Genomic DNA, 25755 nt, shown 5'->3' with positions numbered 1-25755 from the left:
TAATGTCGAACCCCCTGTCAAAGAAATGACCGTCTTCCCGCCTTCCCGCCGCAAACCCCATTTTTTCAGGTGCTTAGCCCCCGTCTCGCCGCGCTGGTACGGTAGTTGCTCACGTGTAGTGGTCGATCCATCACCACAGAGAGGTTTTCATTCATGAGACTATCCATGCCCAGCGGCTCCATGCACGGCTGGGGCATCGCCGGTACCTACCTGGAACGCGAGATCGCACAGCTCCCCCCGGTGCCGGGGGTGACCCTGCACTGCATGTCGCAGAACCTCGCGCCGCTGAACCCCGAGGCCTGGGATGCGATCAACATCGGCTACTGCTTCTTCGAAAACAGCATCGAGATCCTCAACTTCACCCGCGCCGCCGCACGCCAGTGGGACTTCATCGTCGCCGGCTCCAAGTGGTGCGAATACCTGCTGCGCATGGGCGGGGTGAAAAACTGTTGCACCATCCTGCAGGGGGTCGACCCGGAACGCTTCTACCCGCTGCCCCTCCCGCCCGACGACCGCTTCGTGGTCTTTTCCGGCGGCAAATTCGAACTCCGCAAGGGCCAGGACCTGGTCATCGCCGCCATGAAGGTGCTGATGCAGCGCCACGGCGACGTCTACCTCTCCTGCAGCTGGGCGAACCAGTGGCCGTTTTCGCTCCTCACCATGGAAAGCTCTCCCTTCATCACCTACCGCCACGACGAGGTGGACTTCCTGAGTGTTCCGGGGCGCTGCGCCTTGGAAAACGGGCTCGACCCGGCGCGCACCGTGGTGCATCCGCTGGTGCACAACAATGCCATCCGGGACGTCTTCGCCGGCACTCACGTCGGGTTGTTCCCGAACCGCTGCGAGGGGGGGAACAACATGGTGATGTGCGAGTACATGGCCTGCGCGAGGACGGTGATCGCCTCGGATAGCAGCGGCCACGCCGACGTCATCAACCCGTCCATCGCCTACCCGCTGACCCGCTACCGCCCCATGGTGGTTAGTAATGGCGGGGTCCAGACCGCAGTCTGGGAGGAGCCGGACCTGGAAGAAATCATCGAGATGCTGGAGTACGTCTACCGCAACCGTCATGCGCTTCCCGCCAAGGGGGCGCTGGCTGCGGAGGAGATGAAGAATCTCAGTTGGAGTGGTGCCGCGCGCCAGTTCCACTACTTGGCCACCAAGCTCGCCAACCAGGCGGAGTTGGCCCGGATGCGCAATGGCTAGCCCCATGACCCAACAGCCTGACCTGGGGCGGGAATTCGCCCGCGCCCTGGAGCTACAACGCGCCGGCAGGCTGGCCGAGGCGGAGCCGATCTACCGCAGCCTGGTCGCGGCGGGCGGGCCGCTCCTGCCGGACGTGCACATCAACCTGGGCGCGCTCCTGGACGATACCGGCCGCCACGAGGAGGCGCTCGCGGAGTACCGCGCGGTGCTCGCCCTGCGGGAAGGGGATCCGTTGGCCCTGAACAACATGGGCTCCTCGCTCTTCAAGCTCGGGCGCTTCGCCCAAGCCGCGGAGCAGTTCCGCCTGGCGCTGGCCCAGGCGCCCGACGCGCCGGAACCCGCCATTGCCCTGGGAGGCGCGCTGCAGCGTGCCGGCGACGTCGACGGCGCCATCGCCGTTTTCCGGGACCTGGTGCGGCGCCGGCCCGACTGCGCCGATGCGCACTGGAACCTCTCCCTCGCCCTGCTCATGGCGGGGGAATTCCGCGAAGGTTGGGCCGAGTACCAGTGGCGCTGGAAAAGGGATGAATTCACCTCCCCCAGGCGCAGCTTCCCCGCACCCACCTGGGACGGGGCGCCGCTTCAGGGCAGGCGCATCCTGGTACACGGCGAGCAGGGCTTCGGGGATACCATCCAGTTCGCCCGCTACCTCCCCATGGTTGCGGAGCGGGGCGGGGTCGTCATAGCCGAATGCCAGTCCGCGGCCCTGGTGCCACTTTTACGCGGCATGGCCGGCGTCGCCGAGGTGTGCGTCATGGGCGAGCCGCTCCCCCCCTTCGACGTCGAAATTCCCCTGCTGTCCCTGCCGCACCTCTTCGACACCACACTGCAGAAGGTTCCCAACACGGTCCCCTACCTCTCACCGCCGCCGCAGCGGCTCGGGCTCTGGCAGGCCAAGCTCGCCGCCGACCCCGGCTTCAGGGTTGGCCTGGTATGGGCCGGCAAGGCGGTCCCCGATCCCTTCCGCTCTTGCTCGCTGGCGGCGATGGAGCCGCTGTGCGGCATCCCTGGGGCGTCCTTTTACTCGCTGCAGGTGGGGGAGGCAGCCGCCGGCCCGGGTGAGTTCCCGGGACTGATCGACTTCACCTCCGCCATCCGCGATTTCGGCGACACCGCCGCTTTTATCGCCCAGCTCGACCTGGTCATTTCCATAGATACCTCGGTGGCGCACCTGGCCGGGGCACTGGGCAAGTCAGTGTGGCTCATGCTCCCGATGGCGGGCGACTACCGCTGGCTGCACGGCCGGGACGATTCGCCCTGGTACCCGACCATGCGCCTGTTCCGTCAGGAGCGCCAGGGTGAGTGGGGGGAGGTGGTCGAGCGGCTGCGTGCCGCTCTGGCCGAGGCCATGGTGGACTTCCTGGAGCAGCTGCTGGCTGCGCATCCCTTTGACGGCGGCAACCACCATCTCATGGGCGTCTTCCTGGCCGCGACGGGCAAGCCGGGCGAGGCGACGGTCCGCTTCACGAAGGCCGCCCAGTTGCTCCCCCGACATTGGCAGCCGCACTACGCCCTGGCCCAGGCGCTGCAGCAGCAGGGGCGTTTCGTTGAGGCGCGGGCGAGCCTAGAAGATGCCCTGGCGCTGGAACAGGGAGTGCCAGAACTGCACGAGGGGCTGGGAATCGTGAAGCAGGTGCTGGGTGATCTTAACGGGGCGCGGCAAAGCTACCACGAGGCCCTGCGCCTCGACCCGGCCCTGGTCAAGGCGCGCTACAACCTCGGCACCACCTTGAAGGAATTGGGGTGCTTTACGGAGGCGCTGGCCGAGTTCCGGGAGGCGGTACGCCGCTCCCCCGGCTATGCCGACGCCCATTGGAACCTTGCCGTGCTCCTGCTCATGACCGGCCAACTGCCCGAGGGGTGGCGCGAGTTTTCCTGGCGCTTCCAGAAGAGCAGCCAGGCGCCGCAACGCAGGTGGCAGGAGTTCCCGGCCTGGGATGGCGAACCGCTGTCCGGCAAGACCATCCTGCTGTACGGCGAACAGGGTGCCGGTGACACGCTCCAGTTCGTGCGCTACGCGCCGCTGGTCGCCGCCCGCGGCGGTCGCGTCCTCATCGAGGTGCAGTCGCCGGGCCTGGTGCCGCTGGTGCAAACGGTGGCCGGCGTTGCCGCGGTTTACGCCACTAGCGACAACCTGCCGCCGTTCGAGCTGCAGGCGTCGCTCATGGACCTGCCGGGCATCTTTGGAACCGATCTTGCCGGCATCCCCGCCCAGGTTTCCTACCTGCACGCCGATGCCGCGCGCGCGGCTGCCTACGATGCCTTCTTCCCCTCAGACGGGAAGTTGAAGGTGGGGCTCGCCTGGCAGGGAAATCCCGGCCATCCCAACGACCATAACCGATCGCTTCCCACCGAGAAGCTGGCGGCACTCGCCGGGCTTGCCGGGGTCAGCTTCTATTCACTGCAACTCGGCGCGCAGGGGGATCTCGCCTCTATTTTGCCGGCCACCGACCTGGCCCCCGAAATCAGCGACTACGCGGACACCGCCGCGCTCGCCAGCCGGCTCGACCTGGTGCTTTCGGCGGACACCTCGGTGGCGCACCTGTGCGGAGCGCTGGGTCTCCCGGTGTGGCTCCTGATCCCGTTCGTCCCGGACTGGCGCTGGCTCACCGACCGCGACGATTCGCCCTGGTACCCGACCATGCGCCTGTTCCGGCAGTCGACACCTGGCGACTGGGAAGGCGTGCTGCACCGGGTGACAAAGGCGCTGACCGAGCTTGTGGCGCAGAAAAACGGAACAGGGGAGGCGTCGGCCGCGGATCCGATGCGGAGCGCCGAGCGCTACAACGACGAGGGGTGCATTCTGGCCGGGGCAGGGAGGCATGCCGAGGCCATCGAGCGCTACCAAAAGGCGATCAGGGTTTGCCCCGACTTCGTGGCACCGCTGTACAACATGGGCAACAGCCTCTATATCGCGGGGCGCTTTGCGGAGGCGGCCGGGAGTTTCCGGCGCGCGCTGGCTATCGAGCCCAACCTGGCGCAGGCCTGGCACAACCTGGCGCTGGCCCTCAAAGAACAGGGGGACTTCGAGGGGGCACTGCAGGCGCTGCAGCAGGCGGTGGCGGTCGCCCCCGACTACCTCGAGGCCCGGCACAACCTGGGCGAGCTGTACCACACCATGGAGGACCTGGAACAGGCCGCCGCCACCTTCCGCGCCATCCTGGCCGACGACCCGGGCTATCTCCCCTCATGGAACGCGCTCGGCATCACCCTCCAAGTGCAGGGACGCCTGGAAGAGGCGGTGCAGTGCTACCGACGCGCGCTCCGCATGAAGCCTGACTACCTGCACGCGCTCAACAACCTGGGCTCCGCGAGCCGCGCCTTGAACGACGTCGAGACCGCCATCGACTGCTACCGCAAGGTGCTCGCCCTCGATCCCGGTTATGCCGACGCCCGCTGGAACCTGGCCCTGGTGCAACTGCAGCTCGGGGAGTACCGGGACGGTTGGCGCGGCTATGAACAGCGTTTCGACAAGGTGGATCCCATCCCGCGTCTGGAGCTGCCGCAGCCGCTTTGGGACGGATCTTCGCTTACGGGAAAAACGATCCTGCTCCACGCCGAGCAGGGCTTCGGCGACACCTTCCAGTTCGTGCGCTACGCGCCGCTCCTGGCGGCGCAGGGGGCGACGGTACTGGTGCAGTGCCAGGCCAAGCCGATCGCGCCGGTCCTCACCACGGTGCCGGGTGTTACGCGGGTGCTGGTGCGCGGCGAGCCACTCCCCGACTTCGACTGCCACGCCTCGCTCATGAGCCTGCCGCACCTGTGCGGCACGGTGCTGGAGACCATCCCGGCCGAGATCCCGTACTTCGCCGCCGATCCCGCCCTCGTGGAGCGCTGGCGCCCGGCCCTTCCGGCGCGGGGGCTCCGGGTCGGGCTGGTCTGGGCGGGGAGGAAGACCTACAAGGACGACCTGAAACGCTCGCTCACCCTGTCGCTCTTCGCGCCGCTGGCGCAGGTTGTCGGTGCCCGCTTCTGCGCGCTCCAGGTGGGGGACGGCGCGGAGCAGGCGGCCACCCCGCCGCCGGGGATGGAACTGACCGACCTCGGCGCGGGCATCAAGAACTTCGCCGACACCGCCGCCATCTTGAGCCAGCTCGACCTGGTCATCTCCGCCGATACGGCCGTGGCGCACCTGGCCGGGGGATTGGGCATGCCGGTCTGGGTGCTGCTCCCGATGGCCTGCGACTGGCGCTGGCTCATGGAACGGGAGGATTCCCCCTGGTACCGGACCGCCCGGCTGTTCCGCCAGCGCCGCCGCGGCGACTGGAGTGAGGTGCTGGAGCGGGTGGCGCGGCAGCTGGAACTGCTGGTTCGGGCCAAAGGAGAACGACACTAGATGCAAAGCCGCGATGAACTGAAACGGGCCCTGGCGGAAAACCGGATCGAGCGGGCGGACGAACTGTGCCGGGAACTCCTGCGGGAGACGCCGGACGACGTGGACCTGCTCACCCTTTCCGGCGCCCTGGCGCGTCTTTTGGGGCAACCGCAACAGGCCTTGGAGGCCTTCTCCCGGGCCGCGGCCCTCGACCCTGCGCAGGCCGAACTGCACAACAACCTGGGCGTGGTCCTCGAGGACCTGGGGCGCCTCGACGAGGCGGAAGAGCTTTATCGCAAGGCTCTTGGACTCAAGGCCGACTATCCCGAGGCGATGGGCAACCTCGGCAACGCACTCCTGAAGCAGGGGGAGGTGGATGTCGCCGTTGCGCGATTCTGCGACGCCATCGCGCTCGACCCCGGCTACGCCAGCGCCTACTACCATCTGGGGCACGCGCTGCGCGCCCAGGGTGAGTGGCAGGGGGCGGCGCAGTGCTACCGGAAGGTGGTGGAATTGCAGCCGGATCACCTGAAGGGGTGGGTCAATCTCGGGGGCTCGCTGCTCGCGCTAAACGAGTTCAACGACGCGCTGGCGGCCCTGCACGAGGCCCTGGCGCTCGATCCGGAGAGCGTCGACGCCCACTGGAACCTGGCCCTCGCCCTGCTCGCCCTTGGCGAGTACCGGGAGGGTTGGCGCGAGTACCAGTGGCGCCTGAAGGATCCCGCCGGCGGCTTCGACCCGTCCTTCCTGGGACGGCAGATGTGGGACGGATCCCCCTTGGCCGGCCGCACCCTCCTCGTACGAGCCGAGCAGGGCTTCGGCGACGCCATCCAGTTTTACCGCTACGCGCAGTTGTTGGCGCGGCGCGGGGAAAAGGTGGTGCTCGAGTGCCGCCGTGAGCTGCTGCCGCTTTTCGCCGCGCAGGGGGACGCCATCGTCCTCTTTGCCGCCGGGGACGCTCAGCCCTCGTTCGATACCTACACCTATCTCATGAGCCTGCCGCACCTACTGGGTACCACTATCGACTCAATCCCGCCGCAAAGCCCGCCGCTCAAGGCCGATGCCGCGCTGGGCGATCACTGGGGCCAGAAGTTGGCGCCGGCGACGGGGCTCAAGGTCGGGGTGGTCTGGGCTGGCAGCGCCGGCTACAAGAGGGACCGCTACCGCTCGCTCGCGGCGCAGGCCCTGGCTCCCCTGGTATCATTGCCCGGGGTGACCCTGTACAACCTGCAGCTCGGCGCCGCCGCCGAGGATCTGGCCCTTTTGTCCGGGGCAGGGACTCTCGTCGATCTCACCGCCGGCCTCAAGGACTTCGCCGACACCGCCGCGTTCATCGAACAGCTGGACCTGGTGGTCTCGGTCGACACCGCCGTGGGGCACCTCGCCGCGGCGATGGGAAAACCGGTGCACCTGCTGCTTCCTTTCTCCTGTGACTGGCGCTGGCTTTACGATCGCCCCGATTCCCCCTGGTACCCGAGCGTCACCCTGCACCGCCAACCGGCTCCGGGACAGTGGCAGCCGGTCGTCGAGGCCGTGGCACGCCAGATCGTGCCGCTCCCCGAGGCGTCGCTCCAGGACCCGAACCTCCTGTTCCGGGAGGCGAACCGGCTGAGGGGGGAGGGGGACCTGGACGGCGCCGTCAGGCTCTACCGCGCCCTCTTGACCCGGCTCCCTGACTGCGCCGAGGTTTATAACAACCTGGGGCTCGCGTTGCAGGACCTGGGGGATGTCGCGGAGGCCGAGGCGAGCTACCGGCGCGCCATGGAACTGAAGCCGTCCCTTGCCGACGCCTGCAACAACCTGGGCACGCTGCTGGTCGGCCGCGCCCAGCACGACGATGCCGAGCCGCTGTTTCGGCGCGCCGTGGAGCTCGATCCCACGTACCTTCCCGCCTACGTAAATCTCGGCTCGTGCCTGCAGGTGCTGGAACAGCCGGCACAGGCGGTGGAGTTGTACCTGCGCGCCATCACGCTCGACCCCGGCTACCTCGAGGCGCGCATCAACCTCGGCACCGCCTACCAGGACCTGATGCAGCCGCAACAGGCCATCGCGACCTACCGGGAACTGTTGCGCCTGGCGCCCGATCACCCGGAGGCGCACTGGAACCTCGCCTTAAGCCTTTTGTCGGTGGGGGATTTTCAAGAGGGGTGGCGCGAGTACGAATGGCGCCTGGCGGGGTGCGAGCCGGAGCTCGGTGTCCCGGTCTGGCGCGGCGAGGAGCTTGGCGGACGCACCATCCTGCTGCAGTGCGAGCAGGGGCTGGGCGACACGCTGCAGTTCATCCGCTATGCACCCCTGGTGGCGCAGCGCGGGGGGAGGGTGGTGGTGCGCTGCCAGATCCCGGCGCTTAAGCCGCTCCTGGAGCGCGTTCCCTGCGTCACGACCGTCTGCGGCCCGGCAGACGAGCTTCCCCCCTGTGACTATCAGGTCCAGCTGTTGTCCCTGCCGCACCTCTTCGGCACCACGCTGGACAACATGCCCCCCTGGCGCCCCTACCTCTTCCCCGAGGAGCGCCGCGCGGCGCTCTGGAGCCTGATGCTGGAGGAGGGGGCGACGCTCAAGGTCGGCCTGGTCTGGCGCGGCGGGCCGCTCCCCAGAAACCGCGCCTGCCCCTTCAAGGAGTTCGCCCCTCTTGCCGATATACCGGGTGTGCTCTTTTATTCCCTGCAGCTCGGCGAGGAACCGGACCCAGACGTCCTCCCGGCAGTCGATCTCGCGCCGCAGATCAAGGACTTCGGCGACAGCGCCGCCATTCTGGCCGGGCTCGATCTGCTCATCACCGTGGACACCGCGGCCGGCCACTTGGCGGGCGGTATGGGGGTGCCGGTCTGGCTTTTGTTGCCCTACTCCTGCGATTGGCGCTGGTTCGCCGACCGCGAGGATTCCCCCTGGTACCCCGCCATGCGCATCTTCCGGCAGGGGTGCCCCGGCGACTGGCCCGGCGTGATGGCCCGTATCCGCCGCGCCCTGCAAGAGAGGTTGAACTGCCAATAATTTGACAAAAATAATCGTAAGGTGGTGCTTTTCCGTTAAAGTTTTGGGCCCGCCGTGTCGATATTCTTTACAAAAGCGCAGGACGCGCCGGCGATGAGGGGGTGAAATTCATCAGTTACTCGCCGCAGGGCAGGATGCCCGACCGTAAAGAAACCCGTGAATCGACACAGTTTTCAACCCGGCAAGAATGCCGGCAAACACCCAGAAAAGGAGAAGTACCATGGCAACTAGCGACATCTCTCTCACCGCAGGCATGAGGACCAACCTTCTCAACCTCCAAGGCACCAGCAAGCTCCTGAACAGGACCCAGGAAAGGCTCTCTTCCGGCAAGCAGGTGAACAGCGCCCTCGACAACCCGACCAACTACTTTGCAGCCCAGAACGCCAACCAGCGCGCCAGCGACCTCGCTGACCGCAAGGACGGCATGTCCGAGGCGGTTCAGACCGTTTCGGCAGCCAACGCAGGTATCACCGCAGTTACCGGCCTGATCAACGCGGCCAAAGGTATCGCACAGTCGGCTCTCTCCACCAGCGACACCTCCACCAGGTCCAAGCTGGCGACCCAGTACGACACCATCCGTAGCCAGGTCGACAACATCTCCTCCGACTCCGGCTATCGCGGCCTGAACCTGCTGAGCTCCACCAACACCCTGACCGTCAACTTCAACGAGGATGCGAGCTCCAGCCTGAACGTCGTGGGCTTCCTGGCCAACTCCGGCGGCCTCAGCCTCTCCGGCGCAAGCGGCGCCTGGGCCACCAACTCCGACATCACTACCGATACGTCGAAGATGGATACCGCGATCTCTACCCTGAGGTCCAACACCCAGACCCTGGCGGCGAACCTGAACATCATCACCACCCGTCAGAACTTCACCGACTCCATGATCAACACCTTGCAGACCGGTGCTGACAACCTGACCCTGGCCGACATGAACCAGGAAGGGGCCAACATGCTGATGCTGCAGACTCGTCAGAGCTTGGGTACCACCTCGCTCTCGATGTCTTCCCAGGCAGCCCAGGCAGTCCTCAGACTGTTCTAACCCTAGCTTTGCGGAGCGGGGTAACCCGCTCCGCAATCCCTCTTCAATGGGGGTAGCGCATGCTAATAGATCGACTGCAACCCGAGAGCGTTCCAGTCCCCACTTCCTCGCCTCAACTCACCTCCCTCTCCAGCCCTGTCCAGAATTCCCAACCGGAAAAACAGAAACCCGAAGCCCCCGTAACCGCAGACCAGGTGCTCTTTTCCGGACCGGCAGATCACAAGCTGGCAGGCATCCGCCTGCAAAACGAGCGGCAAAACAGCACCGCAGCCGCCATCAGGGAGACCGACCAGGCAGCCAAGGAATTGGGTCAAAACATTGACCGGCTGAAGCGACCTCTGGAAACGATAGTTAAAAATTTTCCTCCCTTCGCTCCGCAAGACAAGGAAAGGGTCAAACTACTGAGGAGCTACACGGCGCTCCGCAAGGAGATCGACCAGCTCACTCTCCCTCCTCCTCCACCCGTTGTCGACGTCCCCAAGCAGGTGGCGCTTCCCGAACCGCTCACTATGAACGCGGACGACAGTCAAATTGCTGACCACGTAGACAAACTTGACGCGGCGGCGCAGTCGCTGACGGCGCTGCGCGGCGAGATTGCTGCTGGTACCAGCTCCTTTGTGGCCGATGGGCGTTTCGCCAGCATCTTTTCGGCTCCCAAGGGCTCGGAAACACTGGCTTTGGATCCGATCGCCAGCGATTCGCGCGCGGCGCAAAAAAGTGTCGAGATTGGCCAGCAATTTGCAGAATCGGTTACTCAGGGGGTGACGCAACAGCACCCTCAATTCCTGAAAGGGTTGAGTTAACCGACATGTCCCTAAAAATTACCTTGAAGAGCAACGAGCGGCTTATCGTAGGCGGCGCAGTGGTCAGAAACGGCGGCAAGGGCACCGTTCTCTTCATCGAGAATACGGTTCCCATACTGCGCGAAAAGGACATCCTGGGCGAGAAGGACACCACCACGCCCTGCAAGAGGGTCTACTTCACCATCCAGCTCATGTATATCGACGAGGCCAATGTCCCGAACTACGTCAAGGCGTACTCGGAACTGGCGACCGAGATACTGAAGGCGGCCCCGAGCACCAGGACCCACATCGAGCAGTTGAACGAACGGATCGAGGCTGGTAACTACTACCAGGCACTCAAACTTGCGAAGAATCTCATCGAGTACGAAGAGGAGCTACTGAAAAATGCAAACTAACAACGCGATCAAGGAGTACGTCGGTATCCAGAAGGAGAGCATGTCGGGACGCGAGCTCGAAGCCTCCGTGCTGACCAAGGCGGGGCTGATGCTCAAGGCCGTCCAGGAAAACTGGGATGCCCCGGACCGCGAAGCCAAGATGCTGGAGGCGATTAAGTACAACCAGAAGGTCTGGAGCTTCTTCCAGGCGGAGCTAACCGAACCGGGTCACCCGATGCCCAAGCAGCTGCGGGAGGACCTCTTGAACCTGAGTCTGTTCGTGGACAAGAGGTTCTTCGAGGTGATGGCCTTCCCGACCGCGGAGAAACTCTCCATCGTGGTCGATATCAACTTCAACATCGCAGCGGGTTTGAGGACCAATCCCGAGAACGCGGGCTAGTCGCCGCAATAGACGCTCTTCGAGGGGGATCGCCGCACGGTGGTCCCCCTCGCTGACGTTCCCCCCGCAGCATCCCCAACCAAGATCAAAACCTCGAAACAAAAACCATTAGCCACGGAGTAAATCTGAGGAAATCTGAGAAAGTCAAAAACACAACCTAAGGACTTTGGGGTAAGCCCGAAAGACGTTAGGTTTTCTCAGAAGTTCTCAGATTTCTCTACGGTTGGCTTTTCATTGCTTGCGCGAGGTCGCCCAAAGCTCCGCCAGTACCGTCTCCAGTTCCCGCGTCACTCCCGTTGCATCCAAAAGCGGCGAGCGCCGCATCCTGTCCCGGGCGCCCGCCCGGAAATCCCGCAGTGTTTCCCGGTCCTTGGCCACTTGCCGCGCCATGTCCAGGTATCCCGCCTCACTGGTGGTCACCAGGTCGGCCAGCCCGCAGTTGGTGAGCAGGCTCGCACCGGTGCGTGAACAGTGGCGGTCGCCGGAGAGCGAGATTACCGGGACTCCCATCCAGAGCGCCTCGCAGGTCGTAGTGGTGCCGTTGTAGGGGAAGGTGTCGAGGCCGATGTCCACGCGCTGGTACTGCTCCAGGTGCTCACGGGTGCCAGGCTGTCCCTGGTCCAATGCGATGCGCTCGGCGGCCACCCCGTGCTCCATGAACGTGGCGAGGATGCGGCCGCGCACGCCGTGGTCCACCAGCGGCTTCGCCTTCAATAGCAGGCGCGAGTCGGGGACGGCGCGCAGTACGCGGCTCCAGAGCGCGATCACCTCGGGGGTGATCTTGGAGAGGTTGTTGAAGGAACCAAAGGTGATGTAGCCGTTGACGCCACAGGGAGGCGGGGCGAGCTCGGGCGCCTCGGCGGGAGGAAGGTAGCAGCAAAACGTGCGGGGGAGGCGCAGCAGCCATTCGCTGTGCAGCCGGTCGTCGGTTCCCGGCGGGTCGGCCAGCGCGTCGGTGATGCGGTAGTCCATCTCCTTCAATCCCGTGCTGTCGGGATAGCCGATCCAGGTGATCTGAATCGGGGTGGGACGGTGGCAGAAGACCGGGAGGCGGCTGCCGGACGTGTGACCGGCCAGGTCGAAGAGGATGTCGATGCCGTCGCCGGCGATGAGGGCTGCGGCGTTGTGGTCGGCCATGCCGTGGATGTCGCGCCAGTGATCGCAAAGCCCCTTGAGGCGGGCGGTGGTGGCATCGGGAGCGGCTACGTTGGCGTAGCAGAAGATCTCGAAGCGGTCGCGGTCGTGTTCGCGCAGCACAGGCTCGATAAAGCTCGCCACGGCGTGGCTTTTGAAGTCGGGGGAAAGGTAGCCGACCCTGATGCGCCCGCCGGGATGGGGTCGGGCGGGCGGGTCCTGGCGGGACGGGCGGAAGGGACGGCTGCGGGCGGCCTTCAGATGCTCGGCGTAGATCTCGCGCCTGCCGAACTGCGGCGAGTAGTGCAGGGCGAAGAGGAGGTTCTGCCGGGCGTCCAGGTGGTCCGGGTCCAGGCGCAGCGTCTCCCGGTAGGCCGCCACCGCTTCCAGGCTCCTCCCCTGCGCGTGCAGTACGTTGGCGAGGTTGTAATTGAGACGCACCGAGCCGGGCTCCAGTGCCACCCCTATGCGCAGCAGCTCTTCCGCCTCGGTGAAGCGCAGCGCCTCCTTGAGGAGCAGGGCCAGGTTGATGCGCGCTTCGCCGAAGCCGGGCTCGATGCGCAGCGCCTCGGCGAATGCCGCTGCGGCCCGCTCGAGCTGCCCCATCTGCCGCAGCGCGGCCCCCAGGGCGTTGAGCGCCTTGGGGTTCTCCGGCTCCAGGGCGAGGGTTTTGAGCAGCAAATCGGCCGCCTCGCGCGCCTCGCCGTCCTCCCCCTTGAGCACCGCCAACAGGTAACAGGCCGCCGCCACCGGCGGCTCCTGCCGCACCAGCTCCTCGAGCCGGGCGCGCGCCTCCTCCTGCATCCCCTTGCGCAGGAGAAGCTCGAGGTATTTCAGCTGTGCCTGCCCCTGTGCCGGGTGCTCCGCGTTCATGTCAGCTCCGGTACAGGGTGAGCTGGCGCAGGTAGTCGAGCCGGGTGCCGAAGAGCCGGCAGGTCCCGGGCGCCCAGCGCCTCATCTGCGCCACGGCCAGCGACACGTTGGAGAGGCCGTTGCCCAGGAAATGGTCGCAGCGCGCGGCGAGGAGGGTGTCGATGAGTACCTCCTCCCCCAGCGCCCTGCGGCTCGCCTGCTTCTGATAGTGCACCCCCTGCACGTTGGCGGTGCGGGTGGAGACGGTGTAGACCAACCGCTCGCCGAAAAGCTCCCGGTAGCGGGCCAGGGCGCGGTCGTCGTCGGTGCTCAGGAAGATGCGGGCATCGGGCATCTCGCGCAGCAGTCGCTCCAGTTCCGGCAGGTAGAGGGCGTTCAGCCTGGCAAGCCCGGGATCCTCACCCACCTTGTCTCCTCCTCGCACGTGCAGCCCGATGACCGGGGCGCCCGCCATATGCTCCCGGTGGAAGGCCTCCACCCGCTCCAGGATGGCGGGCTGCACCTTCAGGTAGCGCTCGAACAGGTAGAGGTAGAGCTCCTCGGTAGTGAGGCCGTGCAGCGGATGTCCGGCCGGGATCCAGGGGGCGAGGTCGTTGACGGCGTAGTGGAAGTCGCTCACCACGACTTCCTCCTGGCGTTCCAGGGTCCAGAGCGCGGAGCAGCGGGACCAGGGGCCGTCGAACTTGGCCAGGTTCTCGTGGCGCACGTTGTCGCGCTGCCACTTGGGAGGATAGAAGCTGCGCCGGCGCGCGATGACGTCGCCGATGGTGACCGGGGAGACCGGCTCGAAGAAGTGGTTGAAGGCGTTCTCGAGCGGATCGTCGCTGAAGAGCGAGTTGGCCCCCCAGTGCACCACCGGGGTGCGTCCGGTGATCTCGGCCACCAGGAGCTGGCCCAGCACGTGGTTCACGTCGCTCCAGAAGCCGTAGCCCCAGGCCTTGATCAGCAGCAGGCGCTCCCCCTGCTCGCGGGGGGGCGGAAACCGTTCCGCCTGTTGTGCCTTCACTAAGAGGATGCGGGTGGCGCGCGAGGCGTCCCCCTGTTCGAGCGCGCGGTTGAGCGCGGCCACCGCCGCGCCCGGCTGCCCGATGGCCAGCGCCACCGCCCCGAGGCTGCGGCTCACCCGCGGGCTTTGGTAGCCGCGATCCCCGAGGTAGCGGCAGATGAGGTCGGCGGGGGTGACGAACCCGGCGCTGCAGAGAAGTTCGGCGCATTCGGCGAGGGTCTCGCTGGCGATCCCTTCCGGGCTCCCTTCCGTTTCGCGCCCCTCCTCCAGTGCCAGGGCCCGCGCCTGGTCGGCTGCGGTCTGGGCGTTCAGGGTGTCCTGGATCTCGTTGAGGGTGGACTTGTCGCCCAAGCGCAGCGGCTCCAGGAAACGCTGCAGGGCAACATCGAGCCTCCCCTCGCGCAACAGCTCGCGCCCCTCCTGTTTCGGGTCCGCGGCGGGGGGGACGTGGCGGCGGCACCATTTCCCCCAAGCGGCGATCAATTCCTGTTCGAGCCCCTTGGTGAAACCGGCGCCATCGGTGAGCGTGGCGGCGGCCATGGTGGCGCGCAGCGTTTCCCTGAGCCCCTGCAGCCGGTGCCGGTCGAGCGCCAGGGCGTGGGCGAGCTGCACGAAGCTGCGGCCGTCGTGGGCGACCAGCCCGTCCAGACCTACGCTGTGCAACAGCGAGGCGCCGACGCGGGAGCGGTGCGAGGAGCCGGCCAGCGTCACCACCGGAACCCCCATCCAGAGTGCCTCGCAGGTCGTGGTGGTGCCGTGGTACGGGAAGGTATCCAAGGCGATGTCGACCTTCGCGTAGAGCGCCAGGTGATCCTGGTAGGACGGGATGTTGCCGATCAGTTCGAGCCGCTCGGGAGCGATCCCTGCCGCGGCGAAGGCGTCCAGGAAGCGCTGCCGCCCCTGCGGGCAGGCGAGCGAATACCCCTTGAGCAGGAGCCGCGAGCCGGGCACCGCGCGCAGCACGTCGGCCCACATGGCCAGCGTCTCCCCGGTAATCTTGGCGGGGTTGTTGAACGAACCGAAGGTGATCGCTCCCGAGGCGAGGCAGGGGAGCGGGACGATGGGCGGCGCTTCCTCCGGGGGGGCGAAGCAGGAGAAGGTTCCCGGGAGCCTGATCAGCTCCTCGCTATGGAAACGCTCCGTCTCGCCGGGAGGGTCGCAGATGGCGTCGCTGATGCGGTAGTCGATGCTGTCCAGCCCGGTGCTGAAGGGGTAGCCGATCCAGGTCACCTGCACCGGCGCGGGCTTGCGCGCGAAGAGCGTCAGGCTGTTTCCCGCGGAATGGCCGGAGAGGTCGACCAGGATGTCGACGCCGTCCTCGCGCACATGCTCCTCGGCCTGGTCGTCGCGCAGGCCGGCGATGTTGACGAAGCGGTCGCACAACTGCGCCAGCGCCTCGCTCTTGCCGTCGGGGACATCGACGTTGGAGTAGCAGATGACCCGGAAGCGGCTCCGTTCGTGGTGGGAGAGGACCGGGGTGATGAAGCGGGCCACGGCATGCTCCCGGAAGTCCGCCGACACGTAGCCTATGGTGAGCACGCGGTCGGGGTCGGGGACGTTGGCATGGGGCTTGACGGCGCGGCGCTGGGTGGCGCCGAAGGCGGCATGCTCGGCGAAGATGGTCTCTTCGGCGGTCTGGGTGCCATAGAGGAGCGCGAACAAGAGTGAGCTCTGCGCCTCGAGGTAGTCGGGCTTGAGCCGGAGCGCCTCGCGGTAGTGGGCGACCGCCTCCTCGTGCCTCCCCTGCGACTTAAGCGCGTTGGCCAGGTTGTGGTGCGCCTCGGGGTAGTCGGGGCGAAGCCTCAGCGCCTGGCGCAGCGAGTCGATGGCGGCGGCGCCGTTGCCGAAGCGTTCGTAGAGGATGGCCAGGTTGCTGTGCGGTTCCGGGTAGTCCGGATCGAGGCGGATCGCCTCCTTGAAGCTGGCCTGCGCCTCTTCGCCGCGCCCCAGCGCGCTCAGGGCGAGCCCCAGGTTGTTCCGGTAGCCGGCGTGTTCCGGCGCCAGGCGGCACGCCTCGGCCAGCTGGCCAGCCGCCTCCTCCATGCGCCCCACCTGCGCCAGCGCAAGCCCCAAGTTGCCGTGCGCCTCGCTCCACTGCGGCACGAGCTGGGCGGACCGCTCGAAGTGGGGGAGCCCCTCGCCCGGCCCGCAGAGCCGGTCCAGGGTGCAGCCCAGGTTGAAGCTCGCCTGGGCGAAATAGGGGTCGAGCTGCAGCACCCGCCGGTAGCGATCGGCGGCGCCGGAGAGGTCGCCGGAGGCGAAGAGGGCGTTGGCCGCCGCGAACAGCTCTTTCAGGCTTTGGGATTCGGTCATGGCCGCACCCCCGCCTGGAGCCGCGCCGCCAGGTCGGCAAGGGGGGCGGCCAGATGCTCCAGTCCGCCGCGCCGCAACCCGCCCGCGTACTCGTTCAGGAAGTCGCCGCAGTCGAAACCCTGTGCTGCCAGCCCCGCGACCTCGGCCTCGCCGCCGGTACGATCTCCCTGGAGCAGCAGGCAGACCGCGAAGAGCGAATGCGCCGCCGGGTAACCGGGCCAGTGGTGCAGCATGTCCTGGCAGCGTGCCAGCGCCGCCGGGACATGACCCCGGTAAAGCTCGCACTTGGCTAGGTTGAAGGCGGCCTCCTTGAGCTCGGGGTCGAGCTCGGTCGCCAGCAGCGCATGTTGATAGCCCAGGCCGTAGTCGCCGGCGGCCAGGTGCAGGTACCCCAGGTTGAAATGGGCCTCGGCGTGTCCCGGGGTCCCCTGGAGCAGCAGGTGCCAAAGCTCTTGTGCCTCCTGCAGCCGTTCCAGCTCGGTCGCCTGACGGGCCAGCTCGAGAAGTGCATCGGGCGAGGCTGCGCTTTCCGCGAGTTTCTTTCGTCCCAGCAGGTAGTAGTGTTCCTGTTTCTCCCGGTTGCGCGCCTGGTCCAGCCTGCCGTAGTGGTGCACAGGGACATCGACTGCGTGGATGGCGATGCCGCTTTTCACCAGCGACGGTTCCAGCAGTTCGTGGACGGCGCCCTCGAAACGGAGGTCGGGACGGTTGGGGAACAGGCGTACCTTTTCGCTGGGGGTCCACCCCTGTCCGCGCTCCAGCTCGGCATACTCCCCCGCGTTGGCCACCCAGTTGCGCCGGGCGATGGCACCGGTGTAGTTGCGGGTAACGAAGGAATAGGCAACGGTGTCGCCGCGCCGCACCGTCTCCACCAGCGGGGGGAGGTCCTCGGCGGCCAGCGCCTCGTCGGCATCGAGGATCATGATCCAGTCGCCGGCAGCCTGGGCAAGGGAGAAGTTCCTGGCGTCGGCGAAACTGCCGTTCCAGGGGAAGCTAAAGAGGCGGGCCCCGAAGATGCGGGCAATATCGCCGGTCCGGTCGCTCGAACCGGTGTCGACCACCACCAGCTCGTCGGCCAGGCCGCGCACCGAGAGGAGCGCCTGGGCCAGGTGCTGCACCTCGTTCTTTACGATCATGCAGACGGAGATGCTGCCGCTGCCCGGGCGCGGAGCCGGCGGGGCGCCGGCCAGGGTCCTGATCTGGAGGGCGGCGTCGATGGCGGCGTCGTCCAGGCCGTAGCGCACCGCCGCCTCCTCGATGGCGGCGATGGCCTCGCCGTAGCGGGCGCCCCGGATCAAAAGCTCGATGAGCCCGTAGCAGAGACCCTTATGCTCGGGGTAGAGCAGCAGTGCCTCGCGCAGGCGCTCCTCTTCCCGCGGCAGGGCCTCGCAGGCGGTGGCGTAATCGTGGTAGCGCCCGAGTGCCGACAGCTCCAGCGGATCCAGCGCAAAAGAGAGCTCGGCGAGCCGCAGCGCCTGGTCCCGGTCGCCGCGCTCCCAGAAGAGGGAGGCGAGGGCACCGTAGGCGGAGGCGCAGCCAGGGTCGCCGGCAAGCGCCTCGCGCAGGTCCTCTTCACCCTTTTGTCGGTCCCCCGCATCCAGCGCCAGCACCCCCTGCAGGTGCAGTACGCCGGGATCCTCGGGATCGAGCTTCGCCGCCTCCTCGGAGAGGTCCAGGGCCACTTCCGGCTCCCCCAGCTCCCTGTGGCAGCGCCCCCGCAGCAACAGTGCGACAAGATCGTCCTTTGCGGGCGTCTCGGCGAGTACCTCCAGGGCTTGGCGCGGCTTCCCTGCCTGTGCCAGGATGCCGGCCAGGGTGAGGTAGGGGAGCGCAGCGCCTCCGGCCAGGGCGATCCCCTGCTCCAGCAGCAGGTCGACCGCTTGTTTCATCTCTCCGCGCTGCGCGAGCTTTTTCCCCTGCACCTGGGCATTGTGCACCACGAGCCGGACCGCAAGCTCCAGCTCCAGGGAGGAAAGGTCCCACTTGACGTCGAAGAGGCGGCGGTTTTGGCGCATTGCGGCGGCGTGGTCGATCCTGTTGCCGGTGAAGGAGCGGCTGCCGTAGTGATGGATGAAGACATCCCCGGCGATGACACAGCGGTACCCCTTGAGCGCGGCGCGCAGGCAGAAGTCATCGTCCTCGAAGTTGCCGGAGCCAAAGCGGGTATCCAGCTCCCCCACCTCCGCCAGGACCGCGCGGGTGAACAGGAGGCAGAAACCGACCAGCTTGTCCACGGGGATGCGGCGCCCATAGTTGGCGCTTCTGAAGCTGGCGGCGTAGGCGTCCATCCCGGCCGTGTCGTGGTAGACGGCGTCCCCGGTCTGCTGGGGGCCGGCGATGCGGTTGGTCATCGGCCCGACGAGCCCCGCCTCCGGTTCCCGCGCCAGGGCGTCCAGCATCCCCGACAGCCATCCCCTGGTGACCACCACGTCGTTATTCAAAAGGAGGATGTGCCCGCCGTGCGCCTCCCGCATGCCGACGTTGCAGCCGGCGGCGAACCCCAGATTGGTCCCGTTCTCGATCAGGCGGTAGCCGTTTCTTTGCGCGCAGAACTCCCGGAGGTAGGGGATGGTCCCGTCGGTCGAGCCGTTATCGACGAGAATCACCTCGTGCGGCTCCGGGGTATGCCGGTCGATGCTTTCCAGGCACTCCCTGGTGCACTCCAGCTCGTTGAAGGTGAGGATGACGATGGAGGTCAATTCGCGCCCTTTGGGGACCAGGCGGAACAGGTACTGATAGACCCCCCCTTCCTCCTGGAGCGTGGGAGTCTCGATTCCCCCCGTCGCCAGCGCCCGCAGCAGCAGCTCCGGCACGCCTTCGTCTCCGGAAAGGGCCACTGGCGCGACCGAGGTCACCGCGTAGCCCGCCCTGTCGAAGAGGGCGAGGGCGCTGTTCCTGGTGAAGAACCTCAGGTGGGTGCGGTCCAGGATCCCTGCGTCTCGGTACTCCCAGTTTCCTTCCAGGAGCTCTTTGAGCACGCTCCAGTGCCGCACGTTGGGCAGCGAGACGATGACCTCTCCCCCGGGCGAAAGCTTCGCCGCCAGCTCCCGCAACACCCGTTCCGGATCGACCAGGTGCTCCAGGACGTCGGCCGCCACGATGCTGTCGAAATAGTCCTGCGGCAGCCCGGGCAGGGCCTCCTCGACGCTCCCAGCAAGCACCCGGTCCAGCACGGCCTGGGCGGCGCGTGCCGCCTCCGGCGCCGGCTCGATCCCCCAGACTTCCGCGCCCTGCCGCTTCTTGAGCGCGAGCCCGAGCCGTCCCGCGGCACACCCTACGTCCAGCACCCGGCGTGCGCGGCGGCTCACCAGGCGCCGCACCTCGGGCCGCTCGCAGGTGAAGTAGCCGGCATCCTCGCCGGGGGAGAGGCGCCGTTCCAGGAAGGCGATGTTGCACTGCGCGAGGGCGTTGCCGGGACTGAGCTCCAGGGCGCGCCGGTAGTGGGGCAGCGCCGCCTGGTAGCGCTCCATGAGGATGAGGATCATCCCGGCGCAGAGGTGGGCCTCCAGGTCGTCGGGGTTTCCGGCGATGAAGGCAGTCTGGTGCTGCAGCGCCTGGTACAGCTCGCTTTTGAGGAAGGAATGGAGGGCGTCGCGGTAGCTGTCATTGCCGGGGTCGATGATGACGGCCTTCTCGAAGTACTTTTTGGCGTAGCCGATCTCCCCCTTCTTGTAGAAGATGCGGGCCAGCTCCAGGTGGAAGCGGGGGGCGCGCGGGTGCCGCGCGCTGAAGCCCTCCAGCTCGGGAAGGATGCTGCCGTCGCCGGCGTCAAGCCGGGTGGCGAGGGCCTGGAACTCCCGCCACTGTTCCGGCTCCAGCTCCACCGGCGCCGGGGTGATCGGCGCGAAGCGGGGGCGGTACTCCTTCTGCACCTCCAGGTATTCCAGAGTGGGCAGGTCCCCCTTGCGGGACACGGTTTCTTCGGAGAGCCAGTACAGGCCCAGGAACTGCGGCACGTGGACGAAGTCGTACTTGAGCGCGGCGCGCAGCCAGAGCTCGTAGTCGGCGGCACTCTTGAAGCGCTCGTCGAAGTAGCCGATGTCGTCGTGCAGCGATTTTCTCCAGAGCGGGAAGGGGCCGACGCAGCAGAGCTCCAACAGGTTCAGCCGGTCGAAGTCCGGCCAGTCGCGAAAGCCGAAGGGCTCGTGCCGCTCGAAGGTGGCGTTCTCCTGCTTGGTGATGCGCATGTTGGGGTAGGCGAGCACGCACTCCGGGCGCTCCCTGAGCGCCTGCACCAGGACCTCGTAGGCGTCGTGCCGCAACCGGTCGTCCGTGTTGGCGTTGGTGACGAACTCCCCGGTCGCCATCCTGATGCCGCGGTTCCAGGCCTGGTACACGGTCTCGCGCTGGTCGGTGCGCAGGTAGCGGATGTTGTCGAAGCGCCTCTGGAACTGCTCGACGATGGCGCGCTCGTTGCCCGGCGAGGCGGAGTCGATGACGATGATCTCCAACTGGGACGCGATGGTCTGCGCCTCCAGGTCCTCGAGTTTGCCCGCCAGGAAGCGGTCGGCGTTGTAGGTGGAGACGATGGCGGAGACGAGGTATCTGAAGCGGCGCGGTTCGGTCACATGATCACCCTGTCGCCCTCGATAAGGATCGGGAGCGGCGCCGGCGGGCTGAACGGGTTCTGCTCGGCGGCGAACAGCTGGCGCTCACGAGCCAGCACCTGGTCCGCTTCGGCCGTGTACCCTGCCTTGTCCTTGGATTTCTGCAGCGGGTGGTCACGGAACCCGGCGATAGGGAGGTCCACCGAGAACAGCCGCGCGCTCCTGAAGAAGCGGGCCCACAGCTCCAGGTCGGCTGCCAGCGGCAGGGTCTTGTCGATGTAGCCCCCGCTTCTCTCCCAAAGCGCGCGGCGCCAGAACACCCCCTCCTGCTGGATGAACTCCTCATCCGCCAGGTACTTGGCGCGCGAGTTGAGCGGCAGGTAGGTGAGGACATGCTTTTGCCTCCCCTGCTCGTCGAAGCTGTTGGGGCGCCCCATGAGCCACTCGACCTCGGCGCACTGCGCGAAGATGCGGCCGACGGCGTCGAAGGCCCCGGGGTGGAACATGTCGTCGGCGTTCAACCAGGTCATGATCTCGCCGCTGGTGCGGTTCAGCCCCTCCTCAATGGCGGCGTACTGCCCGGCATCCTTGTGGCTGCGCCAGTAGGCGATGTGCCTGTCGTAGCGTTGCAGGAGCTCAACCGTGCCGTCGGTGGATCCCCCGTCGAGGACGATCAGTTCCAGGTTGGGGTAACGCTGGGACAGGATCGATTCGAGGCACACCTCAAGGTACCGGGCGTAGTTGTAGGAGGGAACCACCACCGAGATGCGTGGGGCTCCGCTCACGGATGTCTCTGGTGCTGTCGCTACCTTGTCATGCCGTGGCATCTGGTTCCCTCGTGCGGTTGAGGCGTGCACTGTCGTGTGACGGCCGGTGCTGTTGCGTCCTCCCGGGTGCGGTTGCCGCCCCCTCGCGCCGGGAACGTGCTGCAGATCATCCTCCTGATGATGTCCGCCATCTTCTTCCAGGAGAACTTGGCCACTTGCCGGCTCCCCAGGTGGACCAGGTGCTGCCGGACTTCGGGAGTGGTGACTTGCATCATGGCGGCGGACAGTTCACCGGGGTCGGTCGGCGATACGTACAGCGCAGCGGCACCGGCTACCTCGGGTATGGACGAGTTTTGGCAGGTGATGACCGGGCAGCGGCAGGCCATCGCCTCGAGGATGGGGAGGCCGAAACCTTCATAGGTCGAGGGATAGAGCAGTGCCGCGGCACCGCTGTAGGCGCAGATGAGTTCCCGGTCGCTGAGCTTTGCCAGCCGCACGTCCAGATTGCGCGCCAGAGCCTTCACCTCCGGTTCCAGCACCCCCACTCCGCCGACGTACAGCAGGGTGAAGGCGCCCGGGTCCGGGAGCTTTTTGAGCGCGTGCAGGGGGAGCAACCCGTTTTTGTATGCCTGGCGCATGCCGACGAAGAGGAAGTAGGGCTTGTCCAGTTCGTGGCGCCTGCGGAAAGCCTGTACCTCCTCCTCCGGGGCCGGCGCGAAGGTGTCGTGGTCGATGCCGTTGTGCGCCACTACCACGTGATCTTCGAGGTTGGGGTAGAGCTTCACGAGGTCCCTCGCGGTACTGCGGGAAACGGCCACGAAGGCCGAGGCGCGGTTGATGGCATGGTGCTTCTCCTGCCACTGGGCGTCGGACAGGTCGTAGCAGTCGGTGAATTCGGGAATCATGTCGTGGGCCAGAAACAGCGACGGCGTGGTGAGCGGCGTCGAGTAGTAGGTGGATACGAAAACGTCGGCCCCCTCGTCGTCGCACACCGTCTGCAGCATGGTCCGGTCCCAATCCCCCGCCTCGTAGCACGGGACGCTGCGGTAGCGGATACCTGACACCTTCGGCGCGGTCCCGGCCCGGTCCAGCACCACCAGTGACCGGCCGAAGTCGGTCCCGGCCCATTGGATGAGGAGCGAGGTCCAGACCCTGGCGATTCCCGTCATGTTCATCTGGTAAAAGACGCCGTCCACCACCGTGACCGGCAGCTGCGGGGCGGGCGTCCCCGGGAGCTCGATGGGCACGATTCCCTTTTCTTCGACCGGAACCACCGTGGTCTGGTCGCAGACCCAGGGGAAGTAGTCCCTGAGCAGGAGGGGGAAGCGCTTTTGCTCCTGGAGCCGGTGCCAGCAGGCGAGCGCATCCCGGTAGCCGTAGTAGGTTTCCTTGAACCGGAGCTGCTCCGGTAGGACGTAGGCGAAATGCTGGAACACGAGCCCTTCCCGCTCGGTCTCGCCGTGCAGGAACGGATCGATGCAGGCGAGATCAACGGAGCCGCCGTCGGGGAGGGGGCGGTGCAGGCGCGGCGGCTCGTGGGCGATCCATTGGCACCCCTTGGTGTAGCGCCAGGTCCTGAGCCATTCCATGGCGGGGTTTTGGCTGTAGCAGTTGCGGCTCCCCACGACGATGCGGGGACCTACGAAGAAGTGGCACCAGTAAAAGGCGGCACTTTTTTCGGGGTGGGCGAGGAAGAGATCCCGCGTCGCGGCGACCTGCTCCTCGCTCCAGAACTCGTCTACGTCCACCTGCCAAAGGAGGCATTCTTCCGGCAGGTGGGGGACTGGGGCCTGCACCATCTCCAGCTTCCCCTGCCACAAGGCGCCACCCTGCTTGCGGTAGACCGTGACCCTCCCCGGGTATTGCCGCACCAACTCGTCCAGGTATTCCGTGGTGCCATCGTTGCTCAGGCCGTTTCTGTGGAAGGCGTCCGATATGCGTCCCCCCGTTTGCAGCGACCATGCGGTATCGTGCACGAGGTCGGCCACCCCTTCGACGATGTGCCAGTGCCAGTCGAAGGGGAGTTTGCTGAAGACGTCGGCGTGGTAGCGGATGAAGGGCATCCCGTTAAGGACGATGGTGAAGAAGTGGACAGGTAGGGAGGGCCGGACCTTTTGGAAGACGGCGTAGCCGTTTCTCACCTGCCAGTTTTCCTGGTAAAGCCGGTAGTCGGGGGAGTTTTTCAGCCGCTGGTAGTTCTCGAAGTTCTTGAAGCCGTTCACGTCATCCAAGAGGATCCAGGATGCCCCATATACCTGCTCCAGCTCCGGCTTCCCAGTGAACTCGGAGCCGTCGATCAGTACCATGTCGAAGAAGTCGATCCCGTTTTCGCGCCGGATGCGGGCTATGCCGTCCTCGTCGACCCCGGTGCGCCGAACATAGTCCAGGTCCTGTCGCAGCCATCCCAGGACCCGCTCCAGGGGATAGCTGTTGAGGGCGGTGCGCTGCGAGTGGTAGAAGGAGGCGACCTCGGCTTCGCTGGGGAAACGGGAGAGGGCTACGGACGAGGTGTTGTAGCACTTCACGAAGTGCCGGTCCCGGTAGCGCTTCTGCAGTTCCTGGAAACGGGGCTGCGACACCTCCATGCAGTGAAGGGTGGGGGCGCTGGCGTTGAGCTGCAGGCCGGCTACGAAGGCCTCGGTGCTTCCGCCCCCTGCCGAAGATCCGATCTCCAGCACGCTTTCGAGACGTTCGGAGGCGCAAAGTTGCCGGATGAGGAAGTAGAATTCGTCCCCCTGTATCTCCGGTGGTATCACCTGGTCAAGTTCCGACCCCGCTGTTGGAAGCCCGGGGGGCGGGGAACTCGGGAGCAGCCCCGCATCCCTGTCGACCAGCACGGAGATGAAGTTGCTCCAGGTGTGAAAAGCCGCGAGTTCCCGGGTCTGGTGGCGGAATAGGCGGGTCCAGACCTGCGGTGCCTCGGCAAAGCGCAGCACCGCCTGGGTCAGTTGTCGGTGGTCGTAAGGGGTGAACACCAGGTCCGTCATGCAGCAGGTCCTGAGGTCCGGCAGCATGGCGCCGTTTTCCGAGCAAATGACGGGGATCCCCCGCAGCACGGATTCTATGAAGATGTGGGAGGACTGGAAGCGGTAGATAGCCGGGTCATACGGAAGCAGCAATGCCGACGCGCTGGAGAGGATACGGTAGTAATCCTCCTCTGGCGGACGCTCTTCCACCAACTGCACTTGAGGGTACCCGCGCAGGATTTCGAAGGGCTGGGATGAATTGGTCACCTGGATGGTGAAGCTCAGATCCGGCCTGGCGCCAAGGGCCTCGGGGATCATCTCCACGACCTGACCGAACCCCTTGTGCGGGAAGGCGTCGCCCAGGAAGACGAAATGCGGTGACGCGCTCGCGCAGGCAGGGGCATCCGACGCGGCGTCCAAAGGTATGGGGATCAGATGGAAGGGGGTCCCGCAGCTGCGGTACTGTTCGGCCATGGATCTCGTGTCGGTGTAGAAACGCACTTTTTCGGGGTCGATCCGGTGCAGGGCTGGGATCAGGTTCTGGTAGATCTCCTGGGATTTCTCAGGGCAGCACCGGTAGCGCAGACCGGCGAAGATGTCGAACCTGAGGATTATGGCCAGGCGCGGTTTCGTACCTTGCAGCGCGGCGTACCAGGAGTGGATCGCGTCCAACTCCGGCAGTTGTATGGTGTGGAACAGCAGCAGGTCGTCCGGCTGCATGAGTGGCGTGACGCATGAGGCGAGCTCGCGCTCGAAGATGGCGCAGTGAAGGTGGTAATCGTCGAGCACGTGCTCTGGGGACTCAATCGGCAGCCGGGTCAGCTGGCAGTAAGTGTCGGCGGAAAAGACCGGCTGGGCGGGGAGCTCGTTCAGGATCTCCATGGTGCAGGCCCTGTGGCAGAAAAAGATGCTGGGAACGCCGCTTCTGCGCGCCGCGCGATAGATGGCCGTATTGTAGTTGAAGTGATGGCCGCGAAGATTTATGAGACTGTGGTCGATAACCAGTAAACGCATCTTT

At 66.2% G+C, this 25755-nt stretch carries 12 protein-coding genes; 7 read left to right on the top strand and 5 right to left on the bottom strand.

The window, feature by feature from the left end; all coding sequences use genetic code 11:
- Positions 1 to 153 precede the first annotated feature (153 nt).
- The 7 genes from JFN90_RS13750 (at position 154) to flaF (ending at position 11131) form a co-directional block, all read left to right on the top strand.
- Positions 154 to 1206, top strand: a complete 1053-nt coding sequence (locus JFN90_RS13750; protein WP_199395693.1) for a glycosyltransferase family 4 protein — start codon at positions 154 to 156, stop codon at positions 1204 to 1206.
- Positions 1199 to 5542 (top strand): tetratricopeptide repeat protein, encoded by a 4344-nt coding sequence (locus JFN90_RS13745; protein WP_236019009.1) that lies wholly within the window; start codon positions 1199 to 1201, stop codon positions 5540 to 5542. The genes JFN90_RS13750 and JFN90_RS13745 overlap by 8 nt, the downstream gene beginning before the upstream one ends.
- Positions 5543 to 8515 (top strand): tetratricopeptide repeat protein, encoded by a 2973-nt coding sequence (locus JFN90_RS13740; RefSeq protein ID WP_199395692.1) that lies wholly within the window; start codon positions 5543 to 5545, stop codon positions 8513 to 8515.
- A gap of 220 nt (positions 8516 to 8735) precedes the next feature.
- The gene (locus tag JFN90_RS13735; protein ID WP_199395691.1) at positions 8736 to 9554 is read left to right on the top strand and encodes a flagellin N-terminal helical domain-containing protein; all 819 of its coding nucleotides are present in this window, start codon (positions 8736 to 8738) and stop codon (positions 9552 to 9554) included.
- Between the two features lie 194 nt (positions 9555 to 9748).
- Entirely contained in the window at positions 9749 to 10357 is a 609-nt protein-coding gene (locus JFN90_RS13730; protein WP_328755691.1) for a hypothetical protein, read from the top strand.
- A gap of 5 nt (positions 10358 to 10362) precedes the next feature.
- Positions 10363 to 10752, top strand: coding sequence for a flagellar biosynthesis repressor FlbT (locus tag JFN90_RS13725; protein ID WP_199395689.1), 390 nt, complete (start codon positions 10363 to 10365; stop codon positions 10750 to 10752).
- A complete protein-coding gene (gene flaF / locus JFN90_RS13720; RefSeq protein WP_199395688.1) occupies positions 10742 to 11131 on the top strand; it encodes a flagellar biosynthesis regulator FlaF in 390 nt (129 codons plus the stop codon). The genes JFN90_RS13725 and flaF overlap by 11 nt, the downstream gene beginning before the upstream one ends.
- Positions 11132 to 11362: 231 nt before the next feature.
- Here the strand turns inward: flaF and JFN90_RS13715 are convergent, their stop codons facing one another.
- The 5 genes from JFN90_RS13715 to JFN90_RS13695 are packed head-to-tail and all read right to left on the bottom strand — an operon-like array spanning position 11363 to position 25751.
- Positions 11363 to 13138 (bottom strand): O-linked N-acetylglucosamine transferase, SPINDLY family protein, encoded by a 1776-nt coding sequence (locus JFN90_RS13715; RefSeq protein WP_199395687.1) that lies wholly within the window; start codon positions 13136 to 13138, stop codon positions 11363 to 11365.
- Between the two features lies 1 nt (position 13139).
- Positions 13140 to 16457, bottom strand: a complete 3318-nt coding sequence (locus tag JFN90_RS13710) for an O-linked N-acetylglucosamine transferase family protein (protein ID WP_199395686.1) — start codon at positions 16455 to 16457, stop codon at positions 13140 to 13142.
- Positions 16454 to 21025 carry a glycosyltransferase gene (locus JFN90_RS22555; RefSeq protein WP_199395685.1) on the bottom strand — a complete coding sequence of 1524 codons (4572 nt, stop codon included), beginning with the start codon at positions 21023 to 21025 and terminating at the stop codon, positions 16454 to 16456. Before JFN90_RS22555 ends, JFN90_RS13710 begins: the two co-directional genes overlap by 4 nt.
- A complete protein-coding gene (locus tag JFN90_RS13700) occupies positions 21022 to 21789 on the bottom strand; it encodes a glycosyltransferase family 2 protein (protein WP_199395684.1) in 768 nt (255 codons plus the stop codon). Before JFN90_RS13700 ends, JFN90_RS22555 begins: the two co-directional genes overlap by 4 nt.
- A gap of 20 nt (positions 21790 to 21809) precedes the next feature.
- Positions 21810 to 25751 carry a glycosyltransferase gene (locus JFN90_RS13695; protein WP_199395683.1) on the bottom strand — a complete coding sequence of 1314 codons (3942 nt, stop codon included), beginning with the start codon at positions 25749 to 25751 and terminating at the stop codon, positions 21810 to 21812.
- Between the last annotated feature and the right edge of the window lie 4 nt (positions 25752 to 25755).

The sequence above is a fragment of the Geomonas propionica genome, assembly GCF_016458235.1.
Taxonomy (GTDB): Bacteria; Desulfobacterota; Desulfuromonadia; order Geobacterales; family Geobacteraceae; genus Geomonas; species Geomonas propionica.
This window is presented reverse-complemented; position numbering and strand designations above follow the sequence as displayed.

Coding starts and splice junctions, on each gene's coding strand:
- JFN90_RS13750 (WP_199395693.1), top strand. CDS start 154: ATGAGACTATCCATGCCCAGCGGCTCCATGCACGGCTGGGGCATCGCC.
- JFN90_RS13745 (WP_236019009.1), top strand. CDS start 1,199: ATGGCTAGCCCCATGACCCAACAGCCTGACCTGGGGCGGGAATTCGCC.
- JFN90_RS13740 (WP_199395692.1), top strand. CDS start 5,543: ATGCAAAGCCGCGATGAACTGAAACGGGCCCTGGCGGAAAACCGGATC.
- JFN90_RS13735 (WP_199395691.1), top strand. CDS start 8,736: ATGGCAACTAGCGACATCTCTCTCACCGCAGGCATGAGGACCAACCTT.
- JFN90_RS13725 (WP_199395689.1), top strand. CDS start 10,363: ATGTCCCTAAAAATTACCTTGAAGAGCAACGAGCGGCTTATCGTAGGC.
- flaF (WP_199395688.1), top strand. CDS start 10,742: ATGCAAACTAACAACGCGATCAAGGAGTACGTCGGTATCCAGAAGGAG.
- JFN90_RS13715 (WP_199395687.1), bottom strand. CDS start 13,138: ATGAACGCGGAGCACCCGGCACAGGGGCAGGCACAGCTGAAATACCTC.
- JFN90_RS13710 (WP_199395686.1), bottom strand. CDS start 16,457: ATGACCGAATCCCAAAGCCTGAAAGAGCTGTTCGCGGCGGCCAACGCC.
- JFN90_RS13695 (WP_199395683.1), bottom strand. CDS start 25,751: ATGCGTTTACTGGTTATCGACCACAGTCTCATAAATCTTCGCGGCCAT.